Source organism: Pseudomonas sp. 31-12 (genome assembly GCF_003151075.1).
GTDB lineage: Bacteria > Pseudomonadota > Gammaproteobacteria > Pseudomonadales > Pseudomonadaceae > Aquipseudomonas.
Genome location: NZ_CP029482.1, coordinates 5,383,195 through 5,398,077, shown reverse-complemented (window position 1 = coordinate 5,398,077; position 14,883 = coordinate 5,383,195). Strand labels below are relative to the sequence as shown.

13 protein-coding genes and 1 tRNA gene are annotated in these 14,883 nt (G+C 59.5%); 7 read left to right on the top strand and 7 right to left on the bottom strand.

The window, feature by feature from the left end; translation table 11 throughout:
* The first annotated feature begins 5 nt into the window (after window positions 1–5).
* From tolB to nadA, 7 genes are all read left to right on the top strand, one after another.
* Entirely contained in the window at window positions 6–1,274 is a 1,269-nt protein-coding gene (gene tolB, locus DJ564_RS25510; protein ID WP_218277770.1) for a Tol-Pal system beta propeller repeat protein TolB, read from the top strand.
* A 52-nt stretch (window positions 1,275–1,326) separates the two neighbouring features.
* Window positions 1,327–1,824, top strand: coding sequence for a peptidoglycan-associated lipoprotein Pal (pal, locus tag DJ564_RS25505; protein ID WP_003178634.1), 498 nt, complete (start codon window positions 1,327–1,329; stop codon window positions 1,822–1,824).
* 6 nt (window positions 1,825–1,830) lie between these two features.
* Complete coding sequence (gene ybgF, locus DJ564_RS25500; RefSeq protein WP_109634290.1) at window positions 1,831–2,670, top strand: tol-pal system protein YbgF; 840 nt, start codon at window positions 1,831–1,833, stop codon at window positions 2,668–2,670.
* A 166-nt stretch (window positions 2,671–2,836) separates the two neighbouring features.
* Complete coding sequence (queE, locus tag DJ564_RS25495; RefSeq protein ID WP_109636184.1) at window positions 2,837–3,484, top strand: 7-carboxy-7-deazaguanine synthase QueE; 648 nt, start codon at window positions 2,837–2,839, stop codon at window positions 3,482–3,484.
* Between the two features lies 1 nt (window position 3,485).
* Window positions 3,486–4,178 carry a 7-cyano-7-deazaguanine synthase QueC gene (gene queC, locus DJ564_RS25490; protein ID WP_109634288.1) on the top strand — a complete coding sequence of 231 codons (693 nt, stop codon included), beginning with the start codon at window positions 3,486–3,488 and terminating at the stop codon, window positions 4,176–4,178.
* 63 nt (window positions 4,179–4,241) lie between these two features.
* A tRNA-Lys gene (locus DJ564_RS25485) sits at window positions 4,242–4,317 on the top strand.
* A gap of 273 nt (window positions 4,318–4,590) precedes the next feature.
* The gene (gene nadA / locus DJ564_RS25480; protein WP_109634286.1) at window positions 4,591–5,649 is read left to right on the top strand and encodes a quinolinate synthase NadA; all 1,059 of its coding nucleotides are present in this window, start codon (window positions 4,591–4,593) and stop codon (window positions 5,647–5,649) included.
* Window positions 5,650–5,773: 124 nt separating this feature from the next.
* Here the strand turns inward: nadA and DJ564_RS25475 are convergent, their stop codons facing one another.
* The 7 genes from DJ564_RS25475 to DJ564_RS25445 form a co-directional block, all read right to left on the bottom strand.
* Window positions 5,774–6,262: an RDD family protein gene (locus tag DJ564_RS25475; protein WP_109634285.1), complete on the bottom strand. Its 489-nt coding sequence runs from the start codon at window positions 6,260–6,262 to the stop codon at window positions 5,774–5,776.
* 96 nt (window positions 6,263–6,358) lie between these two features.
* Window positions 6,359–6,571 carry a cold-shock protein gene (locus DJ564_RS25470; protein WP_003227496.1) on the bottom strand — a complete coding sequence of 71 codons (213 nt, stop codon included), beginning with the start codon at window positions 6,569–6,571 and terminating at the stop codon, window positions 6,359–6,361.
* Window positions 6,572–6,975: 404 nt separating this feature from the next.
* Window positions 6,976–8,100 carry a glycine cleavage system aminomethyltransferase GcvT gene (gene gcvT, locus DJ564_RS25465; protein WP_109634283.1) on the bottom strand — a complete coding sequence of 375 codons (1,125 nt, stop codon included), beginning with the start codon at window positions 8,098–8,100 and terminating at the stop codon, window positions 6,976–6,978.
* Window positions 8,101–8,138: 38 nt separating this feature from the next.
* Entirely contained in the window at window positions 8,139–9,515 is a 1,377-nt protein-coding gene (locus DJ564_RS25460; protein WP_109634281.1) for an L-serine ammonia-lyase, read from the bottom strand.
* A 203-nt stretch (window positions 9,516–9,718) separates the two neighbouring features.
* Window positions 9,719–12,571 (bottom strand): aminomethyl-transferring glycine dehydrogenase, encoded by a 2,853-nt coding sequence (gene gcvP / locus DJ564_RS25455; RefSeq protein WP_109634280.1) that lies wholly within the window; start codon window positions 12,569–12,571, stop codon window positions 9,719–9,721.
* A gap of 11 nt (window positions 12,572–12,582) precedes the next feature.
* Window positions 12,583–12,966, bottom strand: coding sequence for a glycine cleavage system protein GcvH (gcvH, locus tag DJ564_RS25450; protein ID WP_008027813.1), 384 nt, complete (start codon window positions 12,964–12,966; stop codon window positions 12,583–12,585).
* Between the two features lie 343 nt (window positions 12,967–13,309).
* On the bottom strand, window positions 13,310–14,818 hold the full coding sequence (locus DJ564_RS25445; RefSeq protein WP_109634278.1) for a sigma-54-dependent transcriptional regulator: 1,509 nt from the start codon (window positions 14,816–14,818) through the stop codon (window positions 13,310–13,312).
* Window positions 14,819–14,883 lie beyond the last annotated feature (65 nt).

The following is a 14,883-nucleotide window of genomic DNA, read 5'->3' as shown; positions in this document are numbered from 1 at the left end:
TAGTCATGTTCTGCTTTGCAGGACTGGCCACCGCAGATGAAAAAAATATCCTGGTCAGCAGTGGTAGCTCCCAGGCAACTCCAATTGCCGTAGTGCCATTCGGTTTCCAGGGCGGCACCGTGCTGCCGGACGACATGGCCGAGATCATCGGTAACGACCTGCGCAACTCGGGTTACTACGCGCCGATTCCAAAGCAGAACATGATCAGCCAGCCGAGCCAGGCCAGCGAAATCATTTTCCGTGACTGGAAGGCGATCAACGCCCAGTACATTATGGTTGGCAGCATCGTGCCATCGGGCGGTCGCCTGCAGGTTCAATACGCTCTTTTCAACGTCGCCACCGAGCAGCAAGTGCTGACCGGCAGCGTGTCGGGCAGCGTCGATCAACTGCGCGACATGTCCCACTACATCGCCGACCAGTCGTTTGAAAAGCTCACCGGCATCAAAGGTGCGTTCTCGACTCGTCTGCTGTACGTGACGGCCGAACGCTTCTCCGAGAAGAACACGCGCTACACGCTGCAACGCTCGGATTATGACGGTGCTCGCGCCGTGACCCTGCTGCAATCGCGCGAGCCGATCCTGTCGCCGCGTTTCGCACCGGATGGCAAGCGCATCGCTTACGTCTCGTTCGAGCAGAAGCGTCCGCGTATCTTCATGCAGAACATCGACACCGGTCGCCGTGAGCAGATCACCAACTTCGAAGGCCTGAATGGCGCGCCAGCCTGGTCGCCGGATGGCAATCGCCTGGCATTCGTACTGTCGAAAGACGGTAACCCGGACATCTACGTGATGAACCTGGGTTCGCGTCAGATCACTCGCGTCACCAACGGTCCCGGCATCAACACCGAACCGTTCTGGGGTAAGGATGGTTCGACCATCTACTTCACCTCTGACCGTGGCGGCAAGCCACAGATCTACAAAACCAGCGTCGGTGGTGGCGGTGCGGAACGTGTGACCTTTATTGGTAACTACAACGCGAACCCTAAACTTTCGGCTGATGAAAAGACCCTGGTGATGATTCACCGCCAGGATGGCTTCACTAATTTCAAGGTGGCGGCCCAGGATTTGCAGCGCGGTAGTGTAAAGATCCTCACTGATAGCACTCTGGACGAGTCGCCTACTGTTGCGCCCAACGGCACCATGGTAATCTACGCCACCCGCCAGCAGGGCCGGGGAGTCTTGATGCTCGTGTCCATTAATGGACGCGTAAGGCTCCCGCTTCCTACCGCACAAGGCGAAGTCAGAGAACCTTCCTGGTCCCCTTACCTGAACTGACGCGGCGCTACACGTTTTACTTAACACACTGGGGTTCATTAGGAGTTTCACGATGGAAATGCTGAAGTTTGGTAAATTTGCTGCGCTGGCTCTGGCCATGGCTGTAGCTGTAGGTTGCTCGTCCAAAGGCGGCGACAACGCCGGTGAAGGCGCTGTTGATCCAAACGCTGGTTACGGCGCTAACACTGGTGCCGTTGATGGCTCCCTGAGCGAAGAAGCTGCTCTGCGCGCAATCACCACCTTCTACTTCGAATACGACAGCTCGGACCTGAAGCCAGAAGCCATGCGCGCTCTGGACGTTCACGCCAAAGACCTGAAAGCAAACGGCGCTCGCGTTGTTCTGGAAGGCAACACCGACGAACGTGGTACTCGTGAGTACAACATGGCACTGGGCGAGCGTCGTGCGAAAGCCGTTCAGCGCTACCTGGTACTGCAAGGTGTTTCCCCAGCTCAGCTGGAACTGGTTTCCTACGGCGAAGAGCGTCCAGTTGCTACCGGCAACGACGAGCAGTCCTGGGCTCAAAACCGTCGCGTCGAACTGCGTAAGTAATTCGTCATGCGAACGTGCCGTCGTGCTGTAACTGTTTTGGCCCTCAGCCTCGCACCGCTTGCGGTGTGGGCTGCGGTTCCTGTGGTCGATAACGACTCCGGCTATAACAATAGCGGGACTAGTAATCCGCCTGCGGGTTACGGTACGAACGGCGCCTATGCCGGGGGAGGGGTTTCGGCCCCTGTCTCGGCACAGGGCGAGCTGTTCAACCAATTGCAATCCATGCAGGAGCAGATCTCACGCCAACAGGGTGTGATCGAAGTTCTGCAAAATGATGTAGCGCGCATGAAGCAAGAGAGCCTGGAGCGATATCAGGATCTTGATCGGCGCATAGGAACCGGCGTTGCACCAGCCGCGACTCCTGATAATTCTTCCACCGGTGGCAGTTTGAATGCCCCCGGTGCAGCAGCTGGCGCAGGTGCAGGAGCGGCCGCCGCTCAAGCACCCGCCGCGGGTAGCGAACCGGCTGATCCGGCGAAGGAAAAACTGTATTACGATGCAGCCTTCGACCTGATCAAAGCCAAGGATTTCGACAAAGCCAGTCAGGCTTTTGCGGCATTCCTGCGCAAGTACCCGAACAGCCAGTACGCGGGCAATGCCCAATACTGGTTGGGCGAAGTGAATTTGGCCAAAGGCGATCTGCAAGGTGCAGGTCAGGCATTTGCCAAGGTTTCGCAGCTGTACCCCAAGCATCCAAAAGTGCCTGATTCGCTGTACAAGCTGGCTGATGTAGAACGCCGCCTCGGTCACACCGACAAGGTCAAAGGCATTCTGCAACAGGTCGTGTCGCAATATCCGGGCACTTCCGCTGCTCAGTTGGCCCAGCGTGATCTGCAGAAAATGTAAGGGCTGCTTGAGCCGTTTTGAAGAAACCCGCGCTTGTCGCGGGTTTTTTCGTTAGAATTCACCCCCTTTTTTGAAACACGCTTTTTGGGATCTGCGCGATGGCGGGGTTCCTTGAAGTGCCTGACGGAGGCGGACAGCCTGTTTAGCTGTTATGCCCGTGGCGACTATGCAAGACACATTGAGAATCACCGAAGTTTTCTACTCATTGCAGGGTGAAACGCGGACTGCCGGGCTGCCCACTGTTTTTGTGCGCCTGACCGGTTGTCCATTGCGTTGCCAATACTGCGACAGCGCCTACGCGTTCACTGGCGGCACCATTCGCCCACTCGACGACATCCTCGAGCAAGTGGCCGGTTTCCGCCCGCGTTACGTCTGTGTCACCGGCGGCGAGCCGTTGGCCCAGCCGAATGCCATCCCATTGCTCAAGCAGTTGTGCGACGCCGGTTACGAAGTGTCACTGGAAACCAGTGGTGCTCTCGACATCTCGGCGGTAGATTCCCGGGTCAGTCGCGTCGTCGACCTGAAAACCCCAGGTTCGAAGGAAGCACACCGCAACCGCTACGAGAACATCGAACTGCTCACGCCCAATGACCAGGTGAAGTTTGTCATCTGCTCGCGGGAAGACTACGACTGGGCCGTGTCCAAGCTGATTCAGTACGGTCTGGACCAGCGTGCAGGCGAAGTACTGTTCTCGCCAAGCCACCATGACCTGAATGCGCGGGACCTGGCGGACTGGGTGGTGGCGGACAACCTGCCTGTGCGTCTGCAATTGCAGCTGCATAAATATCTTTGGAATGACGAGCCGGGGCGCTGAGATGACTGAACAACTGAACACTGCTGAAAAACGTGCGGTCATCCTGCTGTCCGGCGGCCTCGATTCCGCGACGGTCGTGGCCATGGCCCGCGCTGATGGCTATAGCTGCTACACCATGAGCTTCGATTACGGTCAGCGCTCCCACGCGGAGCTGCACGCCGCCGAGCGTGTCGCCCGTGACCTGGGTGTGGTGGAGCACAAGGTGATTGGCCTGAACCTGAACGGTATCGGCGGTTCGGCACTGACCGACACCAGCATCGACGTCCCGGAAGAAGCGGGCGAAGGTATTCCGGTGACTTACGTGCCGGCGCGCAACACGGTGTTTCTGTCCCTGGCGCTGGGTTGGGCTGAAGTGCTCGGCGCGCGCGACATCTTCATCGGCGTGAACGCGGTGGATTACTCCGGTTACCCGGATTGCCGTCCCGAGTTCATCGAGTCCTTCGAGCGCATGGCCAATCTGGCGACAAAGGCCGGTGTAGAGGGCAATGGCTTCCGCATCCAGGCGCCACTGCAGAACCTCAGCAAGGCACAGATCGTCCAGGCAGGCGTGAAGCTGGGGGTCGATTACGGGCTGACCGTTTCCTGCTATCAGGCGGACGATAATGGTCGTGCGTGCGGCAAATGCGACAGCTGCCGACTGCGTGCAGAAGGCTTTGCAGCGGCTGGCGTGAGCGACCCAACACCTTATTTTTGATTTATTTCAAATTAGGTGTTGAATAGTCCTTAAAAATCAGTATTATACGCGCCACCACACAGCGGGTCGTTAGCTCAGTTGGTAGAGCAGTTGGCTTTTAACCAATTGGTCGTAGGTTCGAATCCCACACGACCCACCATTTTTGTAGCAGTTTTAAAAGTCTGGAAGGCCCACGCAAGTGAGGATTTCCGGATTTTTTTTTGCCCGCGATTTGACCTCGGCTCAACGCGAGGCAGCACCGCATCACGCAGGTCAGAATCATCTTTTGCATCCACCGGATATTCTGTAGCCTTGCGCATCTTCACCGCTGTCCGTGCCTGATGAATACTCACTCTCCCGGCGGTACCCTGAAGGGTCCGGAGCCGGGTGTATACTCGACTTTCGCGCGAAAGCGCCTGCAGGTCTTGCGAACATGACGCAGATTTCCGAACGCCTTCTGGTTCAAGCCCACCTCGACGCCAAGCAGCCCAAGCCGCTGACCGCCGAGGAGGAAGCTTTTTACCGTGCCGCCATCGCTGCCGAGCTCAAGGCTCAGGACGCGGTGCTGGTTGCTCACTTCTATTGCGATCCGGTGATTCAGGCCCTGGCCGAAGAAACCGGTGGTTGCGTCTCCGACTCACTGGAGATGGCGCGCTTCGGCAGTGCCCACCCGGCCAAGACCGTGCTGGTCGCCGGTGTGAAGTTCATGGGCGAAACCGCCAAAATCCTCAATCCTGAAAAACGCATTCTGATGCCGACCCTGGAAGCGACCTGCTCGCTGGACCTGGGTTGCCCGGTGGATGAGTTCTCGGCGTTTTGCGATCAGCATCCGGAACGTACGGTGGTGGTGTATGCCAACACCTCGGCGGCGGTCAAAGCCCGGGCGGATTGGGTGGTGACGTCCAGCTGCGCGCTGGAAATCGTCGAAAGCCTGATGGATAACGGCGAAACCATCATCTGGGGCCCGGACAAACACCTGGGCACCTACATCCAGCGCCAGACCGGCGCGGACATGCTGCTGTGGGACGGTGCCTGCATCGTTCACGAGGAGTTCAAGTCCAAGCAGCTCGAAGACATGAAGGCGCTGTACCCTGACGCCGCGATTCTGGTGCACCCGGAGTCGCCGACCTCGGTGATCGAGCTGGCGGATGCCGTCGGTTCCACCAGTCAGTTGATTGCGGCGGCGCAGAGCCTGCCGAACAAGACCCTGATCGTGGCCACCGATCGCGGCATCTTCTACAAGATGCAGCAGTTGTGCCCGGACAAGGTCTTCATCGAAGCCCCAACGGCCGGTAACGGCGCAGCGTGCCGCAGTTGCGCACATTGCCCATGGATGGCGATGAACACCCTTGAGCGCACGCTGAAGTGCTTGAAGGAAGGGACGAACGAGATCTTTGTGGATCCGGCGTTGATTCCCCAGGCGATTCGACCGTTGAAGCGCATGCTCGATTTCACCCAGGCTGCGCGGATGAAACTGGCCGGTAACGCTTAAGTACTCGTAAAAAACTGTGGGAGCGGGCTTGCTCGCGAAAGCGGTGTGTCAGACAACATCAAAGTTGACCGATACGACCCCTTCGCGAGCAAGCCGCTCCCACATTGATTTTCGGTGTCCGGGATTACTTTGTTTTCTTCGGGATGCGCACCAGCTGGGTATTGGAATACATGTCATGCCAGCTGCGTTTCTGTTTATCGAACAGCGACCAGATGAACCCAAGGCCAACGCACAACAGCGATGCGATCGACACCACAAAGCGCAACAGCGCCTGCCACAGACTGATGGACGAGCCGTCAGCGTTCTGCACGCGAATGGACCACACCTGCATGCCCAGGGTCTGACCAGACCAGGTCCAGAACTTGGCGAAGAAACCAAACAGCACAAACAGCAATACCGTCGACAGCAACGGATCACCGTCCAGCGCGCCGGCTTCGGTCAGGGTGCGCATCTTGTCTTCACCGATGATCGCCATCTGGATCATCTTGTAGATGCCGCTGGTGACGATCAGCAGGGCGGTACACAACAGGAAGTCATAGAACATCGCTGCCAGGCGACGACCCAGGGTGGCGGCGGGAAAGTCGCCCTGGGGTTTGAGCAGGTGTTTCGACATGGCAGCCTCTGGACGGAAAAAAGAAGCCATTTTACGGATTTACGCGCACAAAAAAGCCCCTGATGTCAGCATCAGGGGCTTTTTCGTTACAGAAGATTAGGCTTCTGCTTGTACTTCGTCAGCTTGCATGCCTTTCTGGCCTTGCACAGCGACGAAAGTCACTTTCTGGCCTTCTTTCAGGCTCTTGAAGCCGTTGCCCTGAATAGCGCGGAAATGCACGAACAGATCCGGACCGCTTTCTGGAGTGATAAAACCAAAACCTTTCTCGTCGTTAAACCACTTGACGGTACCGCTCTGACGTGTGGACATTTCTTATTCCTTTGACGCAAAAAATTAATGACAGTCTCCTTCTCATGAAAGAGTACTGGGGCTGGTTGCAGGAGAGTAAGAAGACGTCGAACGGGATGTAGCTAACTTGTAGGCTACTGCCCAGGTCACGATTCCAAGCGACCCATGCAAACACAGTGAACAAACTCTACGCCAACTACGTGAGAAAAAACAAGCCCTGTGAGAGGCCCGGTTTTGCTAAGGTTGATGGCAATAGCGTGTCCACTAGTGCGGGCTTATTCGATCGGGCTGTTCAATTGTTTTCGAACGTTATAAGCAACGTTCATAAACGAAGCTTATAACCAAAGACATGCACTGTTTTATGGCGGTTGCGTTACACATTAGTGCACTGTTAACGCAACCGCGTTACTTATAGAAACAGTCAATCAGCCGCGATAGTAGCGTTGTGGAACAAATGGCATTTTGCTTACAAGCAAAGGCACCTTTTTCCCACGAACAATCGCCCATACGGGTGTGTCGATAGCGATATAAGCGCTGTCGAGGTAGCCCATCGCCAAAGGACCGCCCAGAGTCGGGCCGAAACCACCGCTGCACACCGCGCCGATGATGTCCCCCGCTTCGTTGACGATTTCCGCGCCTTCACGCACCGGCGTGCGTTCCTGCGGCAGCAGACCCACACGCTTGCGGCTGACACCAGCTTGTTGTTGAGCGAACACCGTCTCTGCCCCAGGGAAGCCGCCAGCTCGTGCGCCATCAGCGCGACGTGGCTTGGAGATGGCCCACAACAGGCTGGCTTCGATCGGGGTGGTCTCGGTGTTCATGTCGTGGCCATAGAGGCACAGGCCGGCTTCCAGGCGCAGAGAGTCGCGAGCGCCAAGGCCGATGGCTGCCACTTCGGGTTCAGCCAGCAGGGCGCGAGCCAGGGCTTCAGCGTTGGCGGCTGGCACGGAGATTTCGAAGCCGTCTTCACCGGTGTAGCCCGAACGGCTGACAAAGCATTCGACGCCCAGCAGTTTCACGCGGGTGAACTGCATGAAGGTCATCTTCGCCACTTCAGGCGCCAAGCGTGCGAGTACGGTAACCGCGGCCGGACCTTGCAGGGCCAGCAGCGCGCGTTCTTCGAATAACGGCTCGATCGTGCACTGGTCGCCGATGTGCTGACGCAGATGCGCGAGGTCCTGATCCTTGCAGGCGGCGTTGACCACCAGGAACAGTTCGTCGTTACCCAGGTTGGCGACCATCAGGTCATCGAGGATGCCGCCGGTTTCGTTGGTGAACATTGCGTAACGCTGCATGCCCACTGGCAAGTCGATGATGTCCACCGGCACCAGGGTTTCCAGGGCCTTGGCGGCATTGGCGCCGGTCAGGCGGATCTGGCCCATGTGCGAGACATCGAACAGCCCGGCCTGATCACGGGTGTGCTGGTGCTCCTTCATAACGCCCAACGGGTATTGCACCGGCATGTCGTAGCCGGCGAACGGCACCATGCGCGCGCCGAGTTCGATGTGCAGGGCGTGCAACGGAGTTTTCAGCAATTGTTCGGTGGACATATTCAGCTCCTGAAAAAGTGTGCGGATGCGCGTGAGCGTCAGCACTCGATAATGTTGACCGCCAAACCGCCTCGGGCGGTTTCCTTGTATTTGCTTTTCATGTCGGCGCCGGTCTGGCGCATGGTGCGGATGACCTTGTCGAGGGAGACGAAGTGCTGACCGTCTCCGCGCAGGGCCATACGTACCGCATTGATGGCCTTGACCGAACCCATGGCGTTGCGCTCGATGCAAGGCACTTGCACCAGCCCGCCAATCGGGTCGCAGGTCAGGCCGAGGTTGTGTTCCATGCCGATTTCGGCGGCGTTTTCCACTTGCTGCACGGTGCCGCCAAGTACTTCGCACAAGGCTCCGGCCGCCATGGAACAGGCCACGCCGACTTCACCCTGACAACCGACTTCGGCGCCGGAGATCGAGGCGTTTTCCTTGTAGAGAATGCCGATCGCGGCGGCGGTCAGCAGAAAGCGTACGACGCCGTCTTCGTTGGCACCGGGGATAAAGCGCATGTAGTAATGCAGCACCGCCGGGACGATGCCTGCCGCACCGTTAGTGGGCGCAGTGACAACGCGTCCGCCGTTGGCGTTTTCTTCGTTGACCGCCAGGGCGTACAGGTTGACCCAGTCCAGCACCGACAGCGGGTCGCGCAATGACGATTCCGGGTTCTTGCACAGTTGCCGATGCAGCGCAGCAGCCCGGCGTTTGACCTTCAAGCCACCGGGCAAAATCCCTTCGTTGCGGCAACCGGCGGCAACGCAGTCCTGCATCACTTGCCAGATGTTCAGCAGACCGGTGCGGGTTTCCGCTTCCGGGCGCCAGGCACTTTCGTTGGTCAGCATCACCTGGCTGATCGACAAGCCGTACGTGGTGCAATGACCGAGCAGGTCCTTGGCGCTTTTGAACGGAAAGGTCAGCGGTGTGGCGTCTTCGACGATGCGGTCGGCGCCGGCGGCGTCTTCATCGACCACGAAACCGCCGCCAACCGAGTAATACTCGCGGCTGCGGATCTGCAGACCGGCGGCGTCGAATGCGCGAAAGATCATGCCGTTGGGGTGATAGGGCAACGGTTTGCGGATCATCGCCAGGTGTTCTTTCTCGTTGAACGCAATGCTGTGTTCGCCGAGCAGGTTCAAGCGACCATTACCGCGGATGTCTTGCAGACGGGCGGCGACGGTTTCGGTGTTCACGGTGTCCGGGTGTTCACCTTCCAGGCCGAGCAACACGGCTTTGTCGCTGCCGTGGCCTTTGCCGGTGGCGCCGAGCGAGCCGTAGAGCTCGACTTTGACGCAGGCGGTTGCGGTGAGCAGCCCTTCACGGCGCAAGCCTTCGGCGAAACGCGCAGCTGCGCGCATCGGGCCGACGGTATGAGAGCTGGAGGGGCCGATGCCAATCTTGAACAGGTCGAACACGCTTAACGACATGAGTTGTTCTCCGGTTTCTTGTTATAGGAATTGGCGGAATATCAGGCTTGGTGTATTCCCCTGTGGGAGCTGGCCTGCCAGCGATGGCAGTGTGTCAGGCGACAGAAATGGCGATTGATCCACCGCTATCGCTGGCAGGCCAGCTCCCACAGGGTTTTGTGGTGTTCTGGAAAAAGGGGCAGGTAAACCTGCCCCTCATCCGTTTAAGCGTAGCTTTCGATCGACGGGCAAGCGCAAACCAGGTTGCGATCACCAAACACGTTGTCGACGCGACCGACCGGTGGCCAGTATTTGCCTTCGATCAGCGACGCAACCGGATACACCGCTTGCTCACGGCTGTACGGATGCGTCCACTCGCCAACAATCTCCGCCGCGGTGTGCGGAGCGTTTTTCAGCGGGTTGTCTTCCTTGTCCAGCGTGCCGTTTTCCACCGCGCGGATTTCTTCGCGGATGCGGATCATGGCGTCGCAGAAGCGGTCCAGTTCTTCCTTGGATTCGCTTTCGGTCGGCTCGATCATCAGCGTGCCGGCCACCGGGAACGACATGGTCGGGGCGTGGAAGCCGAAGTCGATCAGGCGCTTGGCGACGTCATCGACGCTGATGCCGCTGCTGTCTTTCAGTGGACGCAAATCGAGGATGCATTCGTGCGCCACCAGGCCGTTGCTGCCGGTGTAGAGCACTGGGTAATGCTCTTCGAGACGACGGGAAATGTAGTTGGCATTGAGGATCGCCAGTTGCGAAGCGCGTTTGAGACCCGCGCCGCCCATCATCCGAATGTACATCCAGGTGATCGGCAGAATGCTCGCGCTGCCGAACGGTGCCGCGCAGACCGCGCCTTCCTTGCGCTCCATCTGGGCGTGGCCCGGCAGGAACGGGGTCAGGTGCGATTTCACGCCAATCGGGCCGACGCCCGGGCCGCCACCGCCGTGTGGAATGCAGAAGGTTTTGTGCAGGTTCAGGTGAGACACGTCGCCGCCGAACTTGCCCGGCGCGCAGAGGCCGACCATCGCGTTCATGTTGGCGCCGTCGATGTACACCTGGCCGCCGTGGTCATGAATGATGCCGCAGATTTCGCGGATGCCTTCTTCGAACACGCCGTGGGTCGACGGGTAGGTGATCATCAATGCCGCGAGATGCTCGCGGTGCTCGATGGCCTTGGCGCGCAGGTCTTCGATGTCGACGTTACCGCGTGCATCGCAAGCCGTGACGACTACACGCATGCCAGCCATGTTGGCGGTGGCCGGGTTGGTGCCGTGAGCGGACGACGGGATCAGGCAGATGTCGCGACGGTCTTCGCCACGGCTCTGGTGATAGGCGCGAATCGCCAGCAGGCCAGCGTATTCACCCTGGGATCCAGCGTTCGGTTGCAGCGAGATCGCGTCGTAACCGGTGGCGGCGCAGAGCATCGCTTCCAGTTCGTCGGTCAGTTGCTGATAACCGGCGCTTTGTTCGGCTGGCGCGAACGGGTGCAGGGCGCCGAACTCAGCCCAGGTCACCGGGATCATTTCGCTGGCGGCGTTGAGTTTCATGGTGCACGAACCCAGCGGGATCATGGTGCGGTCCAGCGCCAGGTCCTTGTCGGCGAGCTTGCGCAGGTAGCGCATCAGCTCGGTTTCCGAGTGGTAACGGTTGAACACCGGGTGGCTGAGGATTGGCGACTGGCGCACCAGTGCCGCTGGAATGGTTGCTTGAACCGAAGCGGCGAGGGCGGCGAAGTCCGGCAGGGTTTTGCCGTCGGCCAGCAGGCTCCACAGGGTTTCCACGTCAGCTTGCGAGGTGGTTTCGTCGAGGGACAGGCCCAGACGTTCGGCATCGACGACGCGCAGGTTGATCTGCTGGGCGTGAGCCTTGTCGTGCAGCTTGGCGGTGTTGGCGCCAGTGTTCAGGGTCAGGGTGTCGAAGAAGCTTTCTTGCTCAACCTTCAAGCCCAGCGCGTTCAAGCCTTTGGCCAGAATCGCGGTCAGGTGATGAATGCGGTTGGCAATCTGGGTCAGTCCTTTCGGACCGTGGTAGACGGCGTACATGCTGGCGATGTTGGCCAACAGCACTTGTGCGGTGCAGATGTTGCTGGTGGCCTTCTCGCGACGGATGTGTTGCTCGCGGGTCTGCATCGCCAGGCGCAGGGCCGGCTTGCCGAAACGGTCCACGGAGACACCGACCAGACGGCCCGGCATGTCGCGCTTGAACGCATCTTTAGTCGAGAAGTAAGCAGCGTGCGGACCACCGAAGCCCAGCGGCACGCCGAAGCGTTGCGCGCTGCCGATGGCCACGTCGGCGCCGAACTCACCCGGTGGGGTCAGCACAGTCAGCGCCAGCAGGTCGGCGGCAACCGCGACCAGTGCGTTGGCGGCGTGGAAGCGTTCGGTCAGTTCGCGGTAGTCGAACACGTCACCGTTGCTCGCCGGGTATTGCAGCAGCGCGCCGAAGAACGGCGTCACGTCGGTCAGTTCAAGCTCGTCGCCAACCACCACGTCGATGCCCAAAGGCTCGGCACGGGTGCGCAGCACGTCGAGGGTTTGCGGGTGGCAATGCACGGAGGCGAAGAAGGCGTGGCTGCCCTTGTTCTTGCTCAGGCGCTTGCAGAAGGTCATCGCTTCGGCGGCGGCGGTGGCTTCATCCAGCAGCGAGGCGTTGGCGATCGGCAGGCCGGTCAGGTCGCTGATCAGGGTCTGGAAGTTCAGCAGCGCTTCGAGACGGCCCTGGGAAATTTCTGGCTGGTATGGGGTGTAGGCGGTGTACCAAGCCGGGTTTTCCAGCAGGTTGCGCAGGATCGGCGACGGCGTGTGCGTGCCGTAGTAACCCTGGCCGATGAAGGTCTTGAACAGCTGGTTTTTGCCGGCGATGGATTTGATCAAGGCCAGGGCATCGGCTTCGCTCAGGCCGTCTTCGAGACCGAGGACGCTGGTGCCTTTGATGCTCTCAGGAATGACGCTGGCGCTCAGGGCTTCCAGGGAGTCGAAACCGAGGCTGTTGAGCATGGCTTGTGCGTCGCCTGCGCGCGGGCCGATGTGGCGGGCGATGAATTCGTTGGCGGTGGTCAGGTTGATTTGAGTCATGTTAGCGCTCCTCAGGCTTCGGCGTTGGCTTTGATCAGACGGTCGTAGGCGTCCTGATCCAGCAGTTTGGCGACAGCCGAGGCGTCGGTTGGCTGGAAGCGGAAGAACCAGCCTTCGCCCAGCGGATCTTCGTTGACCAGTTCCGGGCTGCTGTCCAGCGCCGGGTTCACTTCCAGCACTTCACCGTCGAGTGGCATGTACACGCCGCTGGCGGCTTTTACCGATTCCACGGTGGCGGCTTCAGCGCCTTTGTCGTAGGACTGCAGCTCAGGCAGTTGTACGAAAACCACGTCGCCCAAGGCGTTCTGTGCGAAGGCGGTGATGCCGACAGTGACACTGCCGTCAGCTTCGGTGCGCAGCCATTCGTGATCTTCAGTAAAACGCAACTCGCTCATGGAAACTCCTAAGGGGCCAGACTCATCTGGTGGACGCGATGGAATGCTCGGGCTAAAAGCCCTGCTTTATGGCGGGTTACTAAGCAATTTCGCGGCCAATGTTTTTTTATCGTTATAAATCAATAGCTTAGTTTGTATGGCGGAGTGAGGAGTATCGATGGCTGTAGCGAAATCGCTACAGCAAGAGGCGAAGAAAAAAGCCTAGGTGGATCAAAGCCTTGCACGGCGGTGATCAGGGGAGAGTGTAGCGATATCGTTCCGCTGTAGCGCTTTCAGTACAGGTAGAGGTCGTTTTTGAGCTCGGTCCTGAAGGCTATGCCGATCCATTTTGACTGAGTAGGCCTCACTGCTTATTGGGTATGCCGTACTTGCGCAGTCGGTGGGCAATCGCGGTGTGGGAAGTTTGCAGGCGGCTCGCCAGTTGCCGGGTCGAGGGGTAGCTGACGTACAGCTTTTCCAGCAGGGTTTTCTCGAACTCTTCCATCGCCTGTTCAAGGCTGTCGACTTCGCTGTCGCTTTGGCGCGCCACGGATGTGCCAGCGATGTCGAGGTCGCCGATGTCGACCAGGCTGCTTTCGCAAATCGCTGCTGCACGGAAGATCACGTTCTGCAATTGCCGCACGTTGCCCGGCCAGCGGTTACCCAGCAACGCCGGGTACGTGCCGGGGGCCAGTCGGCATACCGGGCGCTGGATCTGCGCGCAGGCTTGCTGCATGAAATAGCGGGCCAGCAGCAGGATGTCCTGACCGCGTTCGCGCAGGGGCGGGACTTCGACGTTGAGGACGTTGAGGCGATAGAACAAATCTTCGCGGAACGAACCTTCGCTGACCATTTTTTCCAGATTGCGGTGGGTTGCGCTGAGGATCCGTACGTTGACCTTCACCTCGCGATCGCCCCCGACTCGACGGAAGCTGCCGTCGTTGAGGAACCTCAGCAACTTCGCCTGCAAGTACGGCGACATCTCGCCGATCTCATCCAGAAACACCGTACCTTGGTTGGCCAGTTCCATCAGTCCCGGTTTACCGCCCCGTTGCGCGCCGGTGAAGGCACCAGGGGCGTAGCCGAACAGTTCGCTTTCGGCGAGGTTCTCTGGCAATGCCGCGCAGTTCAGCGCCAGGAACGGCGAACTGTGCCGCGCGCTAATCGCATGGCAGGCCCGCGCCACCAGTTCCTTGCCGGTGCCGGTTTCGCCCTGGATCAGTAGCGGCGCATCAAGGGCCGCCACCCGCTGGGCGCGCGCCTTGAGGGTTCGAATCGCCGGGGATTCGCCGAGCAACGCGTCAAAACCTTCGGCGTGATCGTGGTGCAGCGCCGAGAGACGTTCGCCGATGCGGTTCGGTTGATACAGGGTCAGCAGGGCGCCGGCGTCGGTGATCGGGGTAGCGTCCAGCAGCAGGGTCTGACCGTTGACGGTGATTTCGCGCAGTGGCAGGCGGAAGCCGTTTTCGAGCAATACGCCGAGCAGCGCCGGGTCGGCAAACAGGTCGGCGACACTTTCGCCGGCCGGCTCACGGCCATACAAAGCGATCAGCGCCGGGTTGGCCAGCAGCACTTTGCCGTCGCTGTCGAGGGCCAGCACCGGGTCGGTCATGGCGGCGAGCAGCGCATCGAGCTGCAAGTGCCGACGTTGGCCGGGCAGGATGTCGACCACCGTCATCGCTTGCACGCCACGCACGCTGAGCAAGGCGTCGCGCAGCTCTTCGAGCACGTCAGGGCTCAGGGTCGGCGCGTCGATGTAAACGTTGGGCGGGACCATTTCCACCGCATCCAGATTGAGATTGCGCCCACCGAGCAGGGCCAGGACTTCCTGGGTAATGCCGACGCGGTCGATGAAGCTGACGTGGATACGCATGGGGCGGTTTTGGGTTCTGGAATACGGAGGGTGGCAAGTATGCCTTGGGGCGGGCGAATGGTGAA